This is a genomic window from Dongia sp. (assembly GCF_041909655.1).
Lineage (GTDB): Bacteria > Pseudomonadota > Alphaproteobacteria > Dongiales > Dongiaceae > Dongia.
Genome location: NZ_JAYRDA010000002.1, coordinates 567,901 through 582,568 on the forward strand (window position 1 = coordinate 567,901; position 14,668 = coordinate 582,568).

The following is a 14,668-nucleotide window of genomic DNA, read 5'->3' on the forward strand; positions in this document are numbered from 1 at the left end:
TTTCTTATTGTGCGAGACGATCGAGCATGATGGCGACACGCTCGCGCATCTGCCCTGGCGCATCATTGGCCGCCGCCAATGGCTCAAGCTGCGTGAAAATCTCGCGCGCCTTGGCGGTATCGCCGGCACCCAAGGCCACAAGGCCGGTCACTTCAAGCGCCAGCAGGCGATAGGCATTGCCCTCGGCCAGCAAAGGCTGCACCAGGGCATTGGCCTGATCGCCCTTGCCAAGATCCAGGGCAAGATAGGCACCCATCAAGGCGGCGGCACCGCGCATCGGCGTGTCGATCTTGGTATCGGCCACCATGGCGGCAAGGATATCGAGTGCCGCCGGCTTGTCGCCGGCCAGCACCGCCGCCCGCGCCATGTCGAAGCGGGCGAGGTCCGCGACCGGCCCGCCTTCCTGGGCTAGTTTGGCAAAAACCTCGATCGCCGCCTTGGGATCCTGGCTGGTGACCTGCAGCGCCGAAAGATAGGCGGCACCCGCCTGTTCCTTGACGCGCCCGTCATAAATGCGCCAGCCGGTAACACCGGCCGTCCCCAGGATCACGAGGGCAACGGCTGCGTAAACGAGGTTCTGGTACTTGTTCCACAGAGCGGAGACCTTGTCGCGCCGTAGATCCTCGTCAATTTCCTGAAAAATATCCGACACTTACTACCCCTGGAGCCACGCTGGGCATGGTTTATGAGCCGCCAATCCGGGCCAGCCGGGCAGCGATTTGGGCGCTAACATACATTCTAGGCTAGGCCCTTGCAAACCAAGGCATTGGGCGCAAGCTGGGCTGCGGCAAGTGGCCCCGGAAGCGGAAATCTCCCCGTCTGGAACAAGAATTGCTTGGTTCTTTCATATCGCCTCGGGAAGCAGGATGAGAGCCATGAAGAAGTTGCGCCTATTGGGATGCCTGGCGGGAGTAGCACTTGCCGCCGGCGGCTGCGACACCACCGCCATTCCGGCCTTTATTTCCGGAACCACGGCCTATGCGGCGGTGGAAGGCATCGCGCTCAATCAGACCGGCCGGACCGCCTCGGACCATCTGGCCTCGATGGCGACGGGCAGCGATTGCTCCCTCCTGGATTTCACCAAAACCGGCAAATACTGCCGGACGGCGGCCGAAATGGCACAGGAACAGGCCATCAAGACCCGTCCCTATCCCGGCTATTGCTATCGCAACCTCTCCAGCGTCGCCTGCTACGACCAGCAGGACCCGACCGCCACCACCGAGATCGGCGTCTATCCCAACGCCTATTGATGGCCCAACGCCTATTGACGGCCCAACGCCTATCGACGGTCAGGCTTTACGAGACGCTGGGTTTGGGCGACACTTTCTTCGGGCTCGGGAATGTGCCCCGAGTCGTTGGCAGCAACGAAAAGGAAAGCATGTCGCAGCTTGTCCTTCTTGCCGATTACCGCCGTCAGGGTCGCCGGGTCTTTTTCAACCGCGACGAACTCAATTTGTTGTTGGGTATCTACAGCCGCAAGGTGGCGCATGCCGTCTGGCGCGATTATGCTATCGACCACCGCAGCAACATGGCGGTCTTCTCGGTCTACCGCCGCGCCCAGGAACAGCCGACTTTCGCCATCACCAAGGTCCTGCTCCGGGGCGACAAGGAAGCCAGTTACGTGCTCCTCGCCGGCAAGCGCCAACTGAAATCCTCCCGCCGTCTCCCTGAACTCATCGATCTTCTGGATCGGCAGTTGAATCCCGTCGACTGACTCGTCATATTGCGCGCCGCTTCACGGGGCGCGACGGCTTAGACACTATATGTTCCCCGATTTTCCACTCTTATCCACAATATTTTGCGGATACCCTCTTGCCTCGCTCTATGTAGTGGGGTGAAATGACTTGCACTCAACATCTTGAGTTGGCCCCGGCCTGACGGCCTCAGGCGCCGACTTACTGACATCACCAGCCAATGATCCGGTGGGGAGAAGACAACATGGAATGGACCGAACAGCGCATCGAAATGCTGCGCAAACTCTGGGGCCAGGGCCAGACGGCGAGCCAGATCGCGACACTTCTCGGCGGGGTTACCCGTAACGCCGTGATCGGCAAGGCCCATCGCCTGGGCCTGACCGGTCGGCCCTCGCCCATCAAGCGGGACGGGACCGAGGCCGGCACCAGCGCGCCGCGCCGCAAATCCGCGGGCTCGCAGCGCCGCCAGCAGCCGGCGATCGCCCCGATGCCGAACCTCCGCCCGGCCGCCGCCGCCCCGTTGAACGCGGAAAGCATCCCATCGGCAGGCATTCTCAATTCCAGCGCAGCGGCCGAAGCACGGCCCAGCGAACCGGCCATGACCAAGGCACCGGCAGCGCCGCGGAATACTGCCGTCCAGGCGGGGTCCAAGACCTGCTCCTGGCCGGTCGGCGATCCGAAACAGCCGGGCTTCCATTTCTGCGGCGACGGCGCCGAGCCGGGCCGGCCCTATTGCGCCCATCATTGCGCGATCGCTTATCACCGCAAATCCGAAGCCGCCTGAGGGCGACGTTTCGGCTGCGCATTCCTGCTTCGGTGGGGGCGTCTGGGGCGACCGGTCATCCGGTCGCCCCTTTTGTTTGCCGCGACATAATATTGCGCGATTGGTCTCGGCAATGTAATTCTATAAAAGCCCCACAATAAGGTAAGGCACCAAATCATGTGCGTTTATTCACAAATGATCTCCCATATATAGGGTTAATAACGTCTGAATAATCGATAAAACCTAAGAGATTTGTCCCAAAACAGTACTAATGCCAATATAGTGTGGGATTTTTATCCACAGGATGTTGCAGGATCGAGACGCTGCCGCCATTTTCTCATGAGATATGCCGCGCGACTCGGGGAAACCCCACCGCCGCGGCAAGTTGCGAGTGACGTGGGTGAGTGGACATAGGACGGACGCGTAAATGATTTCTGCGGATACATCGGTGATCTCGGCACTGGGCGAGGCCGATCATGATCGCCTGGAGGCCGGCCCCGACAAGGACCGAACCGATCCGGGCGCACAAGGCACGCTGCTCTCTCTGGACCCGGATCTGGTGCTGGGTATGGCGGATGCGAACAATGCCCTCTTCGTGCAGGGCGATGCCGAGGACGCGGTTACCTTGCTGGGTGACTGGACCAAGGCGGCGGAAGCCTTTGTCGGCGACGACGGTCAGATCTATGACCAATTTGTCGGCCGCACCCGCGACGGCAGCCGGGTGACACTCTATGTCGATCGAAACGTCTCGACGATTTCCTGAAACGGCGGAACACCGAACGATCGGGCGCTCCCCGCTGGAGCGCCTGTTTTATTTTCGGTGCCGGATCGCCTTCTCGATCTCGACAGCGGCAAAGATGACGATCCCGGCAAGCGCGGTGAGGCCCAGATCCGCCCCATCCAGCGGCGTCACCCGCAGAATCGCGTTCCCCAGCGGCGTATAGAGCGCGGCCAGCAGGAGGAGCGGGATCGGCACGACCGCCAGCAGCAACCAGCGATTGGACCAGAAGCCGCGCCCCAGGGCCGAGCTCCGCGCCGTGTGGATCGCCATCACATGGCCGATTTGCGCGAAGGTAAGGGTCGCAAAGACCATTCCATGCATGTAGGCAGCCGGCTTTTCCAACGACAATGTCTGCGCCGCCAGCGCTAGACCAGCCATCAGCAGCCCGACCCAGAAGGCATGCAGCCACAGCCCGCCCGCGAACAGGCTCTCGCGCGGGGCCCGTGGCTTTCTGTGCATGATGTCCGGCTCGGCCTTGTCGACGGCCAAGGCAAGGCTTGGCAGGCTGTCGGTGGCAAGGTTGATCCACAGGATATGGATCGGCAGCAACGGCAGCGGCAAGCCGAGGAGCGGCGCCAGGAACAGGGTCCACAGCTCGCCCATATTGGTGGTGAGGATGTAGCGGAGGAACTTGCGGATATTGTCATAGATGCGCCGGCCCTCGCGCACGGCAGCGACAATCGATGGGAAAGCATCGTCGAGCAGCACCAGATCCGCGGCCTCGCGCGCCACATCGGTGCCGAGTTTTCCCATGGCGATGCCGATATCCGCGCGCTTCAAGGCAGGCGCATCATTGACGCCGTCGCCGGTCATCGCCGCGATCTCGCCTTGCGCCTGCAGGGCTGCGACGATGGCCGTCTTCTGCGCCGGATCGACCCGCGCATAGACCGCGATGTCGCGCACCCTTGCCTGCAATTCATGAGTGGAGAGAGCCGCGAGCTCCGGCCCGCTCAGCACCGCGCCATTGGCGGCGAGGAGTCCCAGACGGCGCGCGACTGCCGCCGCCGTCACCGGGTGATCGCCGGTGATCATCACGGGATGGATGCCGGCATGGCGGCATTCGGCGATCGCCTCGGCGACACCAGCGCGCGGCGGATCCATCATGCCGACGAGGCCCAGGAACGCGAAATGCGCCTCGCTGGCGGATAGATCGTCCGGCGCCACATCGAAGGTCGCCGTGGCGAAGGCAAGAACGCGGTAACCCTCGGCCGCCATGTCCGCCACCGCCGCCTCGATCTTGTGTCGGTCGAGCGGCGTTGCGCCCGCGGCACCACATTGCGCACGGCAGAGATCCAGCAGCGCCTCCGGCGCTCCTTTCATGAAGCCGCGCAAGGCTCCGTCCGCAGCGCTGTGCAGGGTCGTCATGCGCCGACGCTCGGAGGTGAATGGCGCCTCGTCGACGCGCGGCGCCCCTTCGCGGCAGATCGCGAGATCGATGCCGCCCGCCATCGCGCCCGCCAGCAGGGCCGTCTCGGTCGGATCACCGAGCCAGGTTGTGCGATCAGCGCCCGCAGCACTTGCATCGTTGTTGAGGCACATCGCTTCATGCAGCAGACGCCAGCGGCTGTCCTTCATGTCCGGATGGGTGGCGCCGTCCAGCCACAAACGCTCGACCAACATCTCGTTGCGGGTCAGCGTCCCGGTCTTGTCGGCGCAGATGAAGGTGACCGAGCCCAGGGCCTCGACCGCGCTCAAACGGCGCACCAGCACCTGCTGCTGCACCATGCGCACGGCGCCGAAGGCAAGGGCGATGGTGACCACGGCGGGCAGCGCTTCCGGCACAGCGGCCACGGCCAGCGAGACGGCGGTGAGCAGCATGGTCATCACCGGTTCGCCGCGCAGCAGGCCGAGAGCGAAGAAGATCGCACAGACCGCCAGCACACCCAGCGCCAGGCGTCGCACCAGATCGGCCAGCCGTGCTTCCAACGGTGTCTGCCGTTCGACCGCCTTGGCCAGTGCATGAGCGATGCGGCCGATCTCGGTCCGGGCACCGGTCGCGACGACCAGGCCCAGGCCGCGCCCCCGCGTCACCAGCGTGCCGCGATAGGCCATGTTGGTCCGGTCGCCCAAAGCGATATCGGCATCGGCCAGCGGCGCAATCGCTTTCTCGACCGGCAGCGATTCACCGGTCAGCGTCGCCTCGGCTATGGCCAGGTCGACACTCTCTATGAGGCGCAGATCCGCCGGCACCAGATTGCCGGCTTCCAGCAGCACCAGATCGCCGCTGACCAGATCGGCGCTGGGCACGTTCCGGACGCTACCCTCCCGCCGCACCAGCGCCTGGGACAAGGCAAGATGACGCAGGGCCGCCATCGCCCGCTCCGAGCGCATCTGCTGCACGAAACCGATCCCGGCATTGAGCAGCAGGATCACCAGGATGACGATGGTGTCCTGCGGCTCGCCGATGAAGGCAGCGATCGCCGCCGCCACCACCAGCAGCAGGACCATCACATCCTTGAACTGCTCGGCCAGAATCAGAAACCAGCGCCGGCGCTTTCCTTCCGGTAGAATATTGGGCCCGTACTTGGCCAGACGCGCCGCCGCCTCGGCGGCGCTGAGCCCGTTTTTGATGTCGCTATGCAGATGCTGCGCGATTGCGGCCCCCTCATCCATATGCCAGTGGCTGATATGGTGGGGATGATCCTTCGTCCCTAACCGGGCTGGTTGCGACATCTCTTAGAATCCCAGATGAAACATGACGATCGCGTTGCCGATATAGAGCAAGGTCAGAACCAGGCTCATGCTGCCGACGGCGATGCTGGGTCCGCTCGCCCGGCGATACGACATGGCGGCGATGGCGATGCCCGTCATGACGAGAGTCGTCATCGCCGTCACCGCATGAACCAGAGAGACATGCGCCAGTAACGGACCCTGGCGATAGAGAATGTCGTCGAGCGCCAGAATCACCATGTTGAACATGTTGCTGCCGAAGACATTGCCGACGGCAAGGTCGAGGGCGCCCATCCGCGCCGCCGCCATGGTCACGGCGATTTCCGGTGCCGAGGTGGCGATGGCAATCAGCAGCGTGCCGACAAAGGACTGGTTCCAGCCCATCTGCAGCGCCAGCTCGGCGCCGATGAAGGGCAACGCCGCGCCACCGGCCACCACGAAAACCGAAACGCCCGCAATCGCCAGCACCGTGCCGGATTGGGCCCCCGGGGGCGCTGCTGCGGCGACATCGCCCGGCGTCCCTTCCGCGAGATCGCGCGCGGTCGCGAAGAACACCATGCGAATACCCACCACATAGACGATCAGGATGGCTGGAACGAAGGGGCCGATGCCGAGGAACACGACATTAAGGCCAAGCTGCCGCAACAGCAATTCGCCGGCGACCAGCCCCAGCATGACGATCCCGAAAGCCGCGGGCAAAACATGGCGGCCGCCCATTTGCGCAAAGAGCGGTGTCTGCCGCCAAGTGATGATGTGAATGAGGACCAGCAGAAGCACGTTGAAGGCGGTCGAGCCCAGGATGTCGCCGATCGCGATATCCGGCGTGTCGGCCATGACGACACTGCTGAAGCCGGTGATCAATTCCGGCAGGGAAGTCACGCTGGAAAGCAGAGTGACGCCGATCCAGCTCCCACCCAAACCGGTCTCGTCGCCGAGGCGGTCGGCCAGGATCGAGAGCTTCCGTCCCGCGACGAAGATCAGGCCCAGGCAAAACATGAAGGCCAGCCAGATTGCGGTTTCCCCCACCCCGAATCCCCTTCCCTCCTGTTGCTTGGAATGTAGCTTAGTGCATGGGAACGTCGGTACAACGCACAGGATGACGCAGTTCCTCACGTGCTACCTGCTCGGCCCCGCCTGATCCGGCAGCCACCCCGCAGCCACTGGGCGTGGCGCCGCCGCGAGGCGATGCTGGCGCCGTCAGTTCTGGTACTGCGCGTTCTTGGTCAGCACCCATTCGGTGACGTCGAAATAGAGGCTGTTGTCGCCGGCGCTGGTATCGAACTCGGCCCGGACAAGATATTGGCTTTCCGGACCGCGATAGAGGTGGCCGACAAGGTCGTCGCGATCGGGAAATCGGTCGAGGAGATAATTGTTCAGAGTTTCCATCTGGGAATCAGTAGCCGGGGCGGAAAAGCGGATCGGGTCACCTGCCGTGAGGCCGCTGCCCGCGGTGTCGGCTTTCGCCGGAACGGCATCCGCCGCCGCACCGGCAAACAGCATGCCGAAAAACAAAATCAGCCGCTCATCCGGATTTCCCGACTTCATCTCGTCGAAATTGATCTGGATCTTGATGTGCTTCGCCTCACGGGTATCGCCGCTGGCGAGATAGACGTAATCCGTTGGCGGCTTAGCGGCGGTCACACGCTGCGCCGCCTCGCGGGATGCCGGGCCGCAGGCGGTGAGCACCAGCAGCAGGACGGCAGCGGCATTTCTGGCAAGGCGCGACATCGGTTGATCCTCTTGCCCGTGATGGGCCCGGGGGACCATACCATCTTTCGGCATAGGGTCAGCCTGATGATTGGGCGGGTTACCTGCTGCTTCCAGCCCCCAACAGCCATTCGGCATGGCGCAACAGCGAGGCGACCGGACCCTTGAGGCCGATCGTCTGCATGGCGACGCCGGCACCGTCCAGCAGCATCACCAATTGATCGGCGATCATCTCGGCATCCTTCAAGCCGGCAGCGCGGCAACGTGCTGCAAAGCGCTTGCGCATGCCGCGCTTGTGGGCCTCGATCACGGCGCGGCCGGGATGGTCCGGCTCCGGCAATTCGATGGCGGCATTGGTGATCGGGCAGCCGCGGCTCCCCGGCCGCTCCATCTGGCGTCCCGTTTCGGCAAGCCAGGCGAGAATGTGCCCCTTGGGGTCATCGGCATGGGTGATGGCGAGGCGGTCCCAACTGGCCTCGATCTCCGTCGCGACCTCCTGGAGGTATTCCGCAACCAGCGCATCCTTCGAGTCGAAATGGCGGTAAAGGGTCATCTTGTTGGTCTCGGCGCTGGCCGCCACCAGATCGACACCCACGGCCCGTATGCCCTGGTGATAGAACAGATCATGTGCCGCGCTGAGGATGCGCGCACGCGGCGGCTGGGCGTTCTGCGCCACCGCCATCTCCTTGGTTTTCCGAGCCTTCTTTACCGGCATGAAAATCCCGCTTGACGCTGATGTTACCGATCGGTAACAAGATGCGATGTTACCGATCGGTAACGTAACAGGAATTTGCCACTTCGCACAAGGAGAATGACATGGTGATCGGTGTAACGGGTGCCGGCGGCCAATTGGGCGGCCATATCCTCGATGAATTGCTGGCGCGCGGGCTGAAGGGTGCCGACATCATCGCCATCTCGCGCAGCCCCGAGAAGCTGCAGCGCTTTGCCGACAAGGGCGTCCAGTTGCGGAAGGGCGATTTCGACGATGCCGCGGGTCTGGTTACCGCTTTCAAGGGCATCGACCGATTGCTGATCGTCCCCACCTCCGATCTTCGCCCCGGCATCCGCCTGCCGCAGCACAAGAATGCGATCACGAGTGCGAAACAGGCCGGCGTGAAACATCTGGTCTATATCTCGACCCTGGGCGCCCATCGCGGGCAGGATCTCTTCACGACGCATATCGAGACCGAACTCGCAGTCTTTGCGAGCGGCCTCCCCTGGACCATTCTCCGCATGGGCATGTATTACGACAATCTCTGGATGGGCACGATCCAGTATGCGCTCACTGCCGGCGTCTACGCCGCGACCGCGCCGACGCCCGCCGCCAATGTGGCGCGCACCGACGTCGCCGCCGCGGCGGCGGCTCTCGTCGCGGCGTCGGGCTTCAATGGTTATATCTATCACGCGACCGGCCCGGCCGCGCAAACGCCCGCCGAAATCGCCGCCACCATCGCCGCCGTCTTCGGCAAGAAGGTCGATGCCGTCACCGTGACCCAGGATCAGTTCGACGGCGCCTTGAAGGGTGCGGGGCTGCCGGATTTCGCGGTCGATGCCATCGGCGGCATCGAGGCAGCGCGCGCCCGCGGCATGCTCGATCTCGTCACCCACGACATCGAATACCTCACCGGCCGCAAGGCCCAGACACTGGCCGAATATCTCGCCGCCACCAAGCACCTCGCCGAGGCAAAACCGGCTGGGCATTGAGTTCGTCCCTGCCAATAGCTCCTCCCCCATCAGGGGGAGGAGCAGAGCGCCGAAATGTTACGTCACCTTTGTGACGGACAGATCCTATCCTCTCGCCACTTCCGCCAGATAGGCCGCCTGTAATTCAGCGATGACCGAGCGCTTCGGTCTGGCGGCTCCCAGATGCAGATGCCGCAGCTCATTCATGAAAGCATCCCACATCTTCGGGCCGCCTTCTTCCAGCAATTGCGCGCGGATCGATAATTCCCGGGAGGCAGGCCGGTGCCGCCGGCCCCAGGCACCCAGCTGCGCCATCAACGGCACCAATTGAATCGCCGGCTCGGTCAGGCTGTAGATCACCTTCTGCTTGTGGCTGGGATCGTCGGCTTTGCTGAGCAGCCCCGCCTCGACCAGCCGCTTCAAGCGGTCTGCCAGCATGTTGCTGGCAATTCCCTCGATCGAGTGGTTGAGCAATTCGCGATAATGACGCTCGCCGCCGAACATGATGTCGCGCAGCACCACGATGCTCCATTGATCGCCCAACAATTCGATCGTCAGATTGATCGGACAGCCGGAACGCGGCTCTGCAGCCATCGGCGGATCCTCCGTTTCGAAAACCGCTTGCAAAATAGGATCAGTTTGAATATTTTACAACTGCTTGCAAAAAAGGATCAGTTAACGGGAGCGATCCATCATGAGCCTCATTCTCTACGCCCACCCCTTTTCCTCCTATTGCCAGAAGGTGCTGACGGCGCTCTATGAGAACGCGACGCCCTTCACCTACCGGCAATTGTCACCGGAGGATCCGGCGGCCTCGTCCGAGCTCGCGGCACTCTGGCCGCTGAACCGGTTCCCGGTCCTTGTGGATGAGGGCAAGACGGTACTGGAATCCAGCATCATCATCGAATATCTCGGGCTCAATCATCCCGGCCCGGTATCGCTTCTGCCGCAGGGTTCCGCGGCGGCGCTCGAAACACGCTTGATGGACCGCATCTTCGACAATTACGTGATGACACCGATGCAGCGCATCGTCTTCGATTTTATCCGACCGGCCGAAAGCCGCGACCCGCTCGGCGTCACCCAAGCGCGCGAGATGCTGGACAGGATCTATCCCTGGCTCGATGAAAAGATGAAGGATCGTCCTTGGGCGGCGGGCGACATGTTCAGCCTTGCCGATTGCGCTGCGGCCCCTGCGCTCTTTTATGCCGATTGGACGCATCCGATCGATGCCGGTCTTAAATGCTTGCGCGCCTATCGCGCCCGGCTGCTCGCCCGCCCCTCTTTCGCCCGTGCCGTCGAAGAGGCCCGCCCTTTCCGCGCCTTTTTCCCGCCGGGTGCCCCGGATCGGGATTAAGTGGCCCTTAAACCTTCACCGCCGCCGCGTAGATCTCCGGCTTGAAGCCGACCAGGCGCTTCTTCCCCAGATCCAGCACCGGGCGCTTGATCATCGAGGGTTGCGCCAGCATGAGAGCGATTGCCTTCTTTTGGTCGAGGCCTTCCCGTTCTTTCTCCGGCAGTTTGCGGAAGGTCGTGCCGGCGCGGTTGAGCAGGATTTCCCAACCCAATTCGTCGCACCAGCCTTCGAGCGTCTTCCGCTCGATGCCTTCCGCCTTGTAATCGTGAAACTCATAGGCGATGCCGCGATCCGCCAGCCAGTCGCGCGCCTTCTTGATCGTGTCGCAATTCTTGATGCCGTACATGGTGATCTTCATGGCGGGGAAATCCTCAGACAATGACAAGCGGCCAGCGACCCAGATGGTCATGCCGCCCGGCGCCGTGAAAACTGTGCACAAGCAGGAAATCGCGCACCACCCAGCTAGCCGGTTCGTCCAGGCGGATATCGGGCACCTGCGCGTGATCCCACAGCAAGGTGATGTGCGGCTTGAAGGTTTTGCGCCGGCGGCCGATCCCGGCCTGCGCCAGCGCAGCATCGAGCATTTCATGAAGCGCCGTCAGTTCCGCCGGCACGTCGCGGCAGAGCAGCACGATCGGGTGCCGCGCATCGCGGCGGAAAGTCGCCAAGCGATCGAAAGTTATTTCAAAGGGCGCCACGGTGACCGGCCGCACCGCCGCCACCGCCCGCGCCACCGCGTCCGCCGGCAGACCGTCATAGCTGCCGATCCCCATCAAGGTTACGTGCAGCCGCTCCGGCTCCGGCAGGCTGCCGGACAGGCCATATTGATAGGCTGCCCAATGCGCCCGCTCGATGATCTCGGCGGCGATGTCCGGATCCGGCTTAAGGCCGAAATAGAGATCGTCCCATGTCTCCATCGCTGCCATCGCAGCACGCTTAGGCCGCCGCTTGCGCCGGCAGCTTCGCCAGGAATTCCGACATCCGGGCCAAGCCCGCTGTCAGCACCTCGGGGTTGTTGGCATAGCCGATGCGCAAGTAACCCTCCATGTCCATGGCGCTGCCGGGGGTCAGCATGACGCCGGTCTCCTTGAGGAGCCGGACGCAGAAGTCTTCCGAACTGAGATCGGCTTCGTATTTCAAAAGCGCCGTGGTGCCGGATTGCGGCTTCACATAGGAGATGCGTGGCTCCGCGGCGACCCAGGAATCGAGAATGGCGAGATTGCCGCGCGTGATCTTCTGACTCCGCGCCAGGACCTTGGCGCGGTTCTCGAGTGCCAAGGCAGCGAAATGATCGTCCAGCATGCCGACGCTGATCGTGTTGTAATCGCGGTGGATCGAGACCGCCTGGATGAGCTCGACCGGTGCCGCGATCCAGCCCAGGCGCAAGCCGGCCAGCGAATAGGTCTTCGACATGCTCCCCGTGCTGATGCCCTTCCCGTAGAGATCGGCGATCGAGGTGGTGAAGCCATCGCCGGTCTGGTCCGTGCCGCGATAGACCTCGTCGCAGAGCACCCAGGCGCCGCAATCTTCGGCAATCTTTGCGACCGCGCGCAGGAAGGCTTCGTCCATCAGCGATCCGGTCGGGTTGTTGGGATTGTTGATCGCGATGAGCTTGGTGCCCGGAAGGGCGAGACGGCGCAATTCGTCGAGATCGGGCAGAAACCCGTTCTCCTCGCGCAGTTTCAGTATTTGCACATCGGCGCCGTAGCTGGCCGGGATCGAATAATGCTGCTGGTAGGTGGGCAGGACCGAGATCACCCGGTCGCCCGGCTCCACCAAAGTCTCATGCACCAGGGCATTGGCGCCGATGGCGCCATGGGTGACGGTGATGTTGTGGATCTTTTGCCCCGCATAGAGCGAGGCGATCGCACTCCGCAACCGCTCGCTCCCCTCGATCGCCCCATAGGTCATCTTCAAGGGCAGCAATTCCGCGAGGATCGTCCCGGTCTTCCCCGCCATCTCCAGCAATTCGGCGATGGTCAGGGATTCGACACAGGTCTCCGCCAGATTGAGCGCGCATTGCGTCTCATACTTGTTCATCCAGATCTCGACGCCGAACTCACGGATCTTCATGGGGCGGATACTCCTCTCGCAACAGGCTGCCGCCTTCTTAGCATGCGGCCTCGGTGCCGGAAAAGATAAAGGCGCCCGAGCCGATGCCCGGGCGCCCCGACACGTCCAAGGATGCGTGCCTTACTTCATCGGTGTCGTCAATTCGGTATCGGCGGTATCGACCACGAACACCGCCAGCAATTTCGACGGCTCGGTGTCGCTGGCATTGGCGCTGACACCATGCCGGCTGCCCGGCAATTCGGTGAAGCTCTCGCCCACCTTGTAGACTTTCTCCGGCTCGTCATTGACCTGGCTACGCACGGCGCCTTCCAGCACGGTCGCATAGATGAAGGCCGTGTTGGCATGGGTGTGCGATGGCGAAAAGCCACCCGGGCCGTATTCCACCAGCACGCCCTTGATGCTCTTGCCCGGCACGTTGGGCAGGGCATGTTCATAGACCAATGTCACCTTGGCGTTCTTGCCGCCGATGCTGAGGTCGTCCGCCATTGCGGGGGCGATCGCCGCGAGGCAAAGCAGGATGGCGGCAAACGAAATCTTCAACGCATTCATGTCATCTCTCCATTTGAAAAAGTTTGGGTGGGGATGGGTTGATCGTCAGCGCCCGGTCTCGCGGCCGAGCCAATCGGCCAGCCGGAGGGCGCCGATACGTGCGGTGTCGTCGAGCGGCACCAGGCTGCGCTGGGCCAGGGGGGCACCGAAATAGGTCGCCGCCGCATCCGCCCGCACCCGCCGCGGATCGGCGCGATGGCTCATCTGCCGGCCGACAAAATCGGCGATCGGGGCGGCTTCGGGACCGGCGAGTTCGACGATGCCGTTGCGCGGCGCCAGCAACGCGATTTCCGCCAACAGGGCCGCGACGTCATCGGCGGCCACGGGCTGCAGCAAGGCATCCGGCAGCAGAATTTCCTCACCGCGCGCACCCGCTTCGGCGATGCCGCCCAGGAATTCGAAGAATTGCGTGGCGCGGACGATCGTATAGGGGATGCCGCCGCCTGTGATCAGCCTTTCCTGCGCCAGCTTGGCGCGGAAATAGCCGCTTTCCGGCAGCCGGTCGGTGCCGACGATCGACAGCGCCACGTGATGCTTGACGCCGGCCTTCTTTTCGGCGGCGAGGAGATTGCGGCCCGAAATCTCGAAGAAATCGAGCACCGCCTTATCCTCGAACGAGGGCGAATTGGCGACGTCGACCACCACCGCGGCCCCGGCCAGGGCCGCGTCGAGCCCCTCGCCCGTTAACGTGTTGACGCCAGAACTCGGCGCCGCGGCCACCACCTCATGGCCCTTGTTGCGCAAATTGCTTACCAGCTTGGTGCCAATAAGGCCGCTCCCGCCAATCACAACGATCTTCATCTCGCTCTCCTCGGATTTGCGGCATCAAGACCACCCGGCCCCCCGGGCACCCATACCGCTGCTTTCCCTGAAGAGACGACCGAGCCTTGGCCGTTGTGACATGGCGGGCAAAAATAGTCAGAAAGGGAAGAAATTCCGAAGCGGAGGGCGGCCTAGAACGTGACCTTCACCGAGGGAGCGCTCCGCTTTGCCTCCCCGTGATAGACCGCCTCGATATTGTTTCCGTCGGGGTCGAGCAGGAAGGCGGCGTAATAGCCGGGATGATAGGGCCGCTCGCCAGGCGCGCCGTTATCCTTGCCGCCATGCTTGAGGCCCGCCTGGTAGACCGCCTCGACCGTCGCCCGGTCCTTGGCCTGGAAGGCGAGGTGATGGCGCCCGGTCAATTGGCCGAGGGCGGCCTGGCTCTCCGCGCTGGAGACGAAGAGTTCGTCGGCCCAGAAGTAATCCTCGGCAACACCGCCCATGGGGATGTCGAGCGTCTTGAAAATTGCCTCATAGAAGCGTCGGCTTGCGGCGAGATCCCTGACCACGAGCTGGATATGGTCGATCAGCCGGCCGCGATGCAGTTCCTGTGTTTCCATGTCGCATGCCTC

At 63.1% G+C, this 14,668-nt stretch carries 18 protein-coding genes; 6 read left to right on the forward strand and 12 right to left on the reverse strand.

Annotated elements, in window-relative coordinates; genetic code table 11:
• Positions 1-4: 4 nt before the first annotated feature.
• Complete coding sequence (locus ACE3PR_RS05765; RefSeq protein WP_374369138.1) at positions 5-652, reverse strand: tetratricopeptide repeat protein; 648 nt, start codon at positions 650-652, stop codon at positions 5-7.
• Between the two features lie 223 nt (positions 653-875).
• On the opposite strand from ACE3PR_RS05765, the gene ACE3PR_RS05770 reads away from it, so the two are divergent.
• The 4 genes from ACE3PR_RS05770 (at position 876) to ACE3PR_RS05785 (ending at position 3,220) form a co-directional block, all read left to right on the forward strand.
• Positions 876-1,250, forward strand: coding sequence for a hypothetical protein (locus ACE3PR_RS05770; protein ID WP_374369140.1), 375 nt, complete (start codon positions 876-878; stop codon positions 1,248-1,250).
• A gap of 128 nt (positions 1,251-1,378) precedes the next feature.
• The gene (locus tag ACE3PR_RS05775; RefSeq protein WP_374369142.1) at positions 1,379-1,714 is read left to right on the forward strand and encodes a DUF2794 domain-containing protein; all 336 of its coding nucleotides are present in this window, start codon (positions 1,379-1,381) and stop codon (positions 1,712-1,714) included.
• Between the two features lie 224 nt (positions 1,715-1,938).
• Complete coding sequence (locus ACE3PR_RS05780) at positions 1,939-2,478, forward strand: GcrA family cell cycle regulator (protein ID WP_374369144.1); 540 nt, start codon at positions 1,939-1,941, stop codon at positions 2,476-2,478.
• 406 nt (positions 2,479-2,884) lie between these two features.
• On the forward strand, positions 2,885-3,220 hold the full coding sequence (locus tag ACE3PR_RS05785) for a hypothetical protein (RefSeq protein ID WP_374369145.1): 336 nt from the start codon (positions 2,885-2,887) through the stop codon (positions 3,218-3,220).
• A 48-nt stretch (positions 3,221-3,268) separates the two neighbouring features.
• Here ACE3PR_RS05785 and ACE3PR_RS05790 read toward each other — a convergent pair whose 3' ends face one another.
• The 4 genes from ACE3PR_RS05790 to ACE3PR_RS05805 all read right to left on the reverse strand — a co-directional run bounded on the left by ACE3PR_RS05790 (position 3,269) and on the right by ACE3PR_RS05805 (position 8,330).
• Entirely contained in the window at positions 3,269-5,911 is a 2,643-nt protein-coding gene (locus ACE3PR_RS05790; RefSeq protein ID WP_374369147.1) for a cation-translocating P-type ATPase, read from the reverse strand.
• A 3-nt stretch (positions 5,912-5,914) separates the two neighbouring features.
• Positions 5,915-6,934 (reverse strand): sodium:calcium antiporter, encoded by a 1,020-nt coding sequence (locus ACE3PR_RS05795; protein WP_374369149.1) that lies wholly within the window; start codon positions 6,932-6,934, stop codon positions 5,915-5,917.
• Positions 6,935-7,105: 171 nt separating this feature from the next.
• Positions 7,106-7,636 (reverse strand): hypothetical protein, encoded by a 531-nt coding sequence (locus tag ACE3PR_RS05800; protein WP_374369152.1) that lies wholly within the window; start codon positions 7,634-7,636, stop codon positions 7,106-7,108.
• 79 nt (positions 7,637-7,715) lie between these two features.
• Positions 7,716-8,330 (reverse strand): TetR/AcrR family transcriptional regulator, encoded by a 615-nt coding sequence (locus ACE3PR_RS05805; RefSeq protein WP_374369154.1) that lies wholly within the window; start codon positions 8,328-8,330, stop codon positions 7,716-7,718.
• A gap of 101 nt (positions 8,331-8,431) precedes the next feature.
• On the opposite strand from ACE3PR_RS05805, the gene ACE3PR_RS05810 reads away from it, so the two are divergent.
• Positions 8,432-9,319, forward strand: a complete 888-nt coding sequence (locus ACE3PR_RS05810) for an NAD(P)H-binding protein (RefSeq protein WP_374369156.1) — start codon at positions 8,432-8,434, stop codon at positions 9,317-9,319.
• Positions 9,320-9,403: 84 nt separating this feature from the next.
• Here ACE3PR_RS05810 and ACE3PR_RS05815 read toward each other — a convergent pair whose 3' ends face one another.
• Entirely contained in the window at positions 9,404-9,892 is a 489-nt protein-coding gene (locus ACE3PR_RS05815; RefSeq protein WP_374369158.1) for a winged helix-turn-helix transcriptional regulator, read from the reverse strand.
• 100 nt (positions 9,893-9,992) lie between these two features.
• Between ACE3PR_RS05815 and ACE3PR_RS05820 the strand changes: the two genes are divergently transcribed.
• Positions 9,993-10,652, forward strand: coding sequence for a glutathione S-transferase family protein (locus ACE3PR_RS05820; RefSeq protein ID WP_374369161.1), 660 nt, complete (start codon positions 9,993-9,995; stop codon positions 10,650-10,652).
• Between the two features lie 7 nt (positions 10,653-10,659).
• Here ACE3PR_RS05820 and ACE3PR_RS05825 read toward each other — a convergent pair whose 3' ends face one another.
• The 6 genes from ACE3PR_RS05825 to ACE3PR_RS05850 form a co-directional block, all read right to left on the reverse strand.
• Positions 10,660-11,010 (reverse strand): ArsC family reductase, encoded by a 351-nt coding sequence (locus tag ACE3PR_RS05825; protein ID WP_374369163.1) that lies wholly within the window; start codon positions 11,008-11,010, stop codon positions 10,660-10,662.
• Positions 11,011-11,023: 13 nt separating this feature from the next.
• The gene (locus ACE3PR_RS05830) at positions 11,024-11,569 is read right to left on the reverse strand and encodes a 2'-5' RNA ligase family protein (protein ID WP_374369165.1); all 546 of its coding nucleotides are present in this window, start codon (positions 11,567-11,569) and stop codon (positions 11,024-11,026) included.
• 19 nt (positions 11,570-11,588) lie between these two features.
• The gene (locus tag ACE3PR_RS05835) at positions 11,589-12,725 is read right to left on the reverse strand and encodes an aminotransferase (RefSeq protein WP_374369167.1); all 1,137 of its coding nucleotides are present in this window, start codon (positions 12,723-12,725) and stop codon (positions 11,589-11,591) included.
• Between the two features lie 120 nt (positions 12,726-12,845).
• Positions 12,846-13,274 carry a cupin domain-containing protein gene (locus ACE3PR_RS05840; RefSeq protein WP_374369169.1) on the reverse strand — a complete coding sequence of 143 codons (429 nt, stop codon included), beginning with the start codon at positions 13,272-13,274 and terminating at the stop codon, positions 12,846-12,848.
• A gap of 45 nt (positions 13,275-13,319) precedes the next feature.
• A complete protein-coding gene (locus ACE3PR_RS05845; RefSeq protein WP_374369171.1) occupies positions 13,320-14,075 on the reverse strand; it encodes an SDR family oxidoreductase in 756 nt (251 codons plus the stop codon).
• Positions 14,076-14,227: 152 nt separating this feature from the next.
• Entirely contained in the window at positions 14,228-14,656 is a 429-nt protein-coding gene (locus tag ACE3PR_RS05850) for a VOC family protein (protein ID WP_374369173.1), read from the reverse strand.
• Positions 14,657-14,668: the final 12 nt, after the last annotated feature.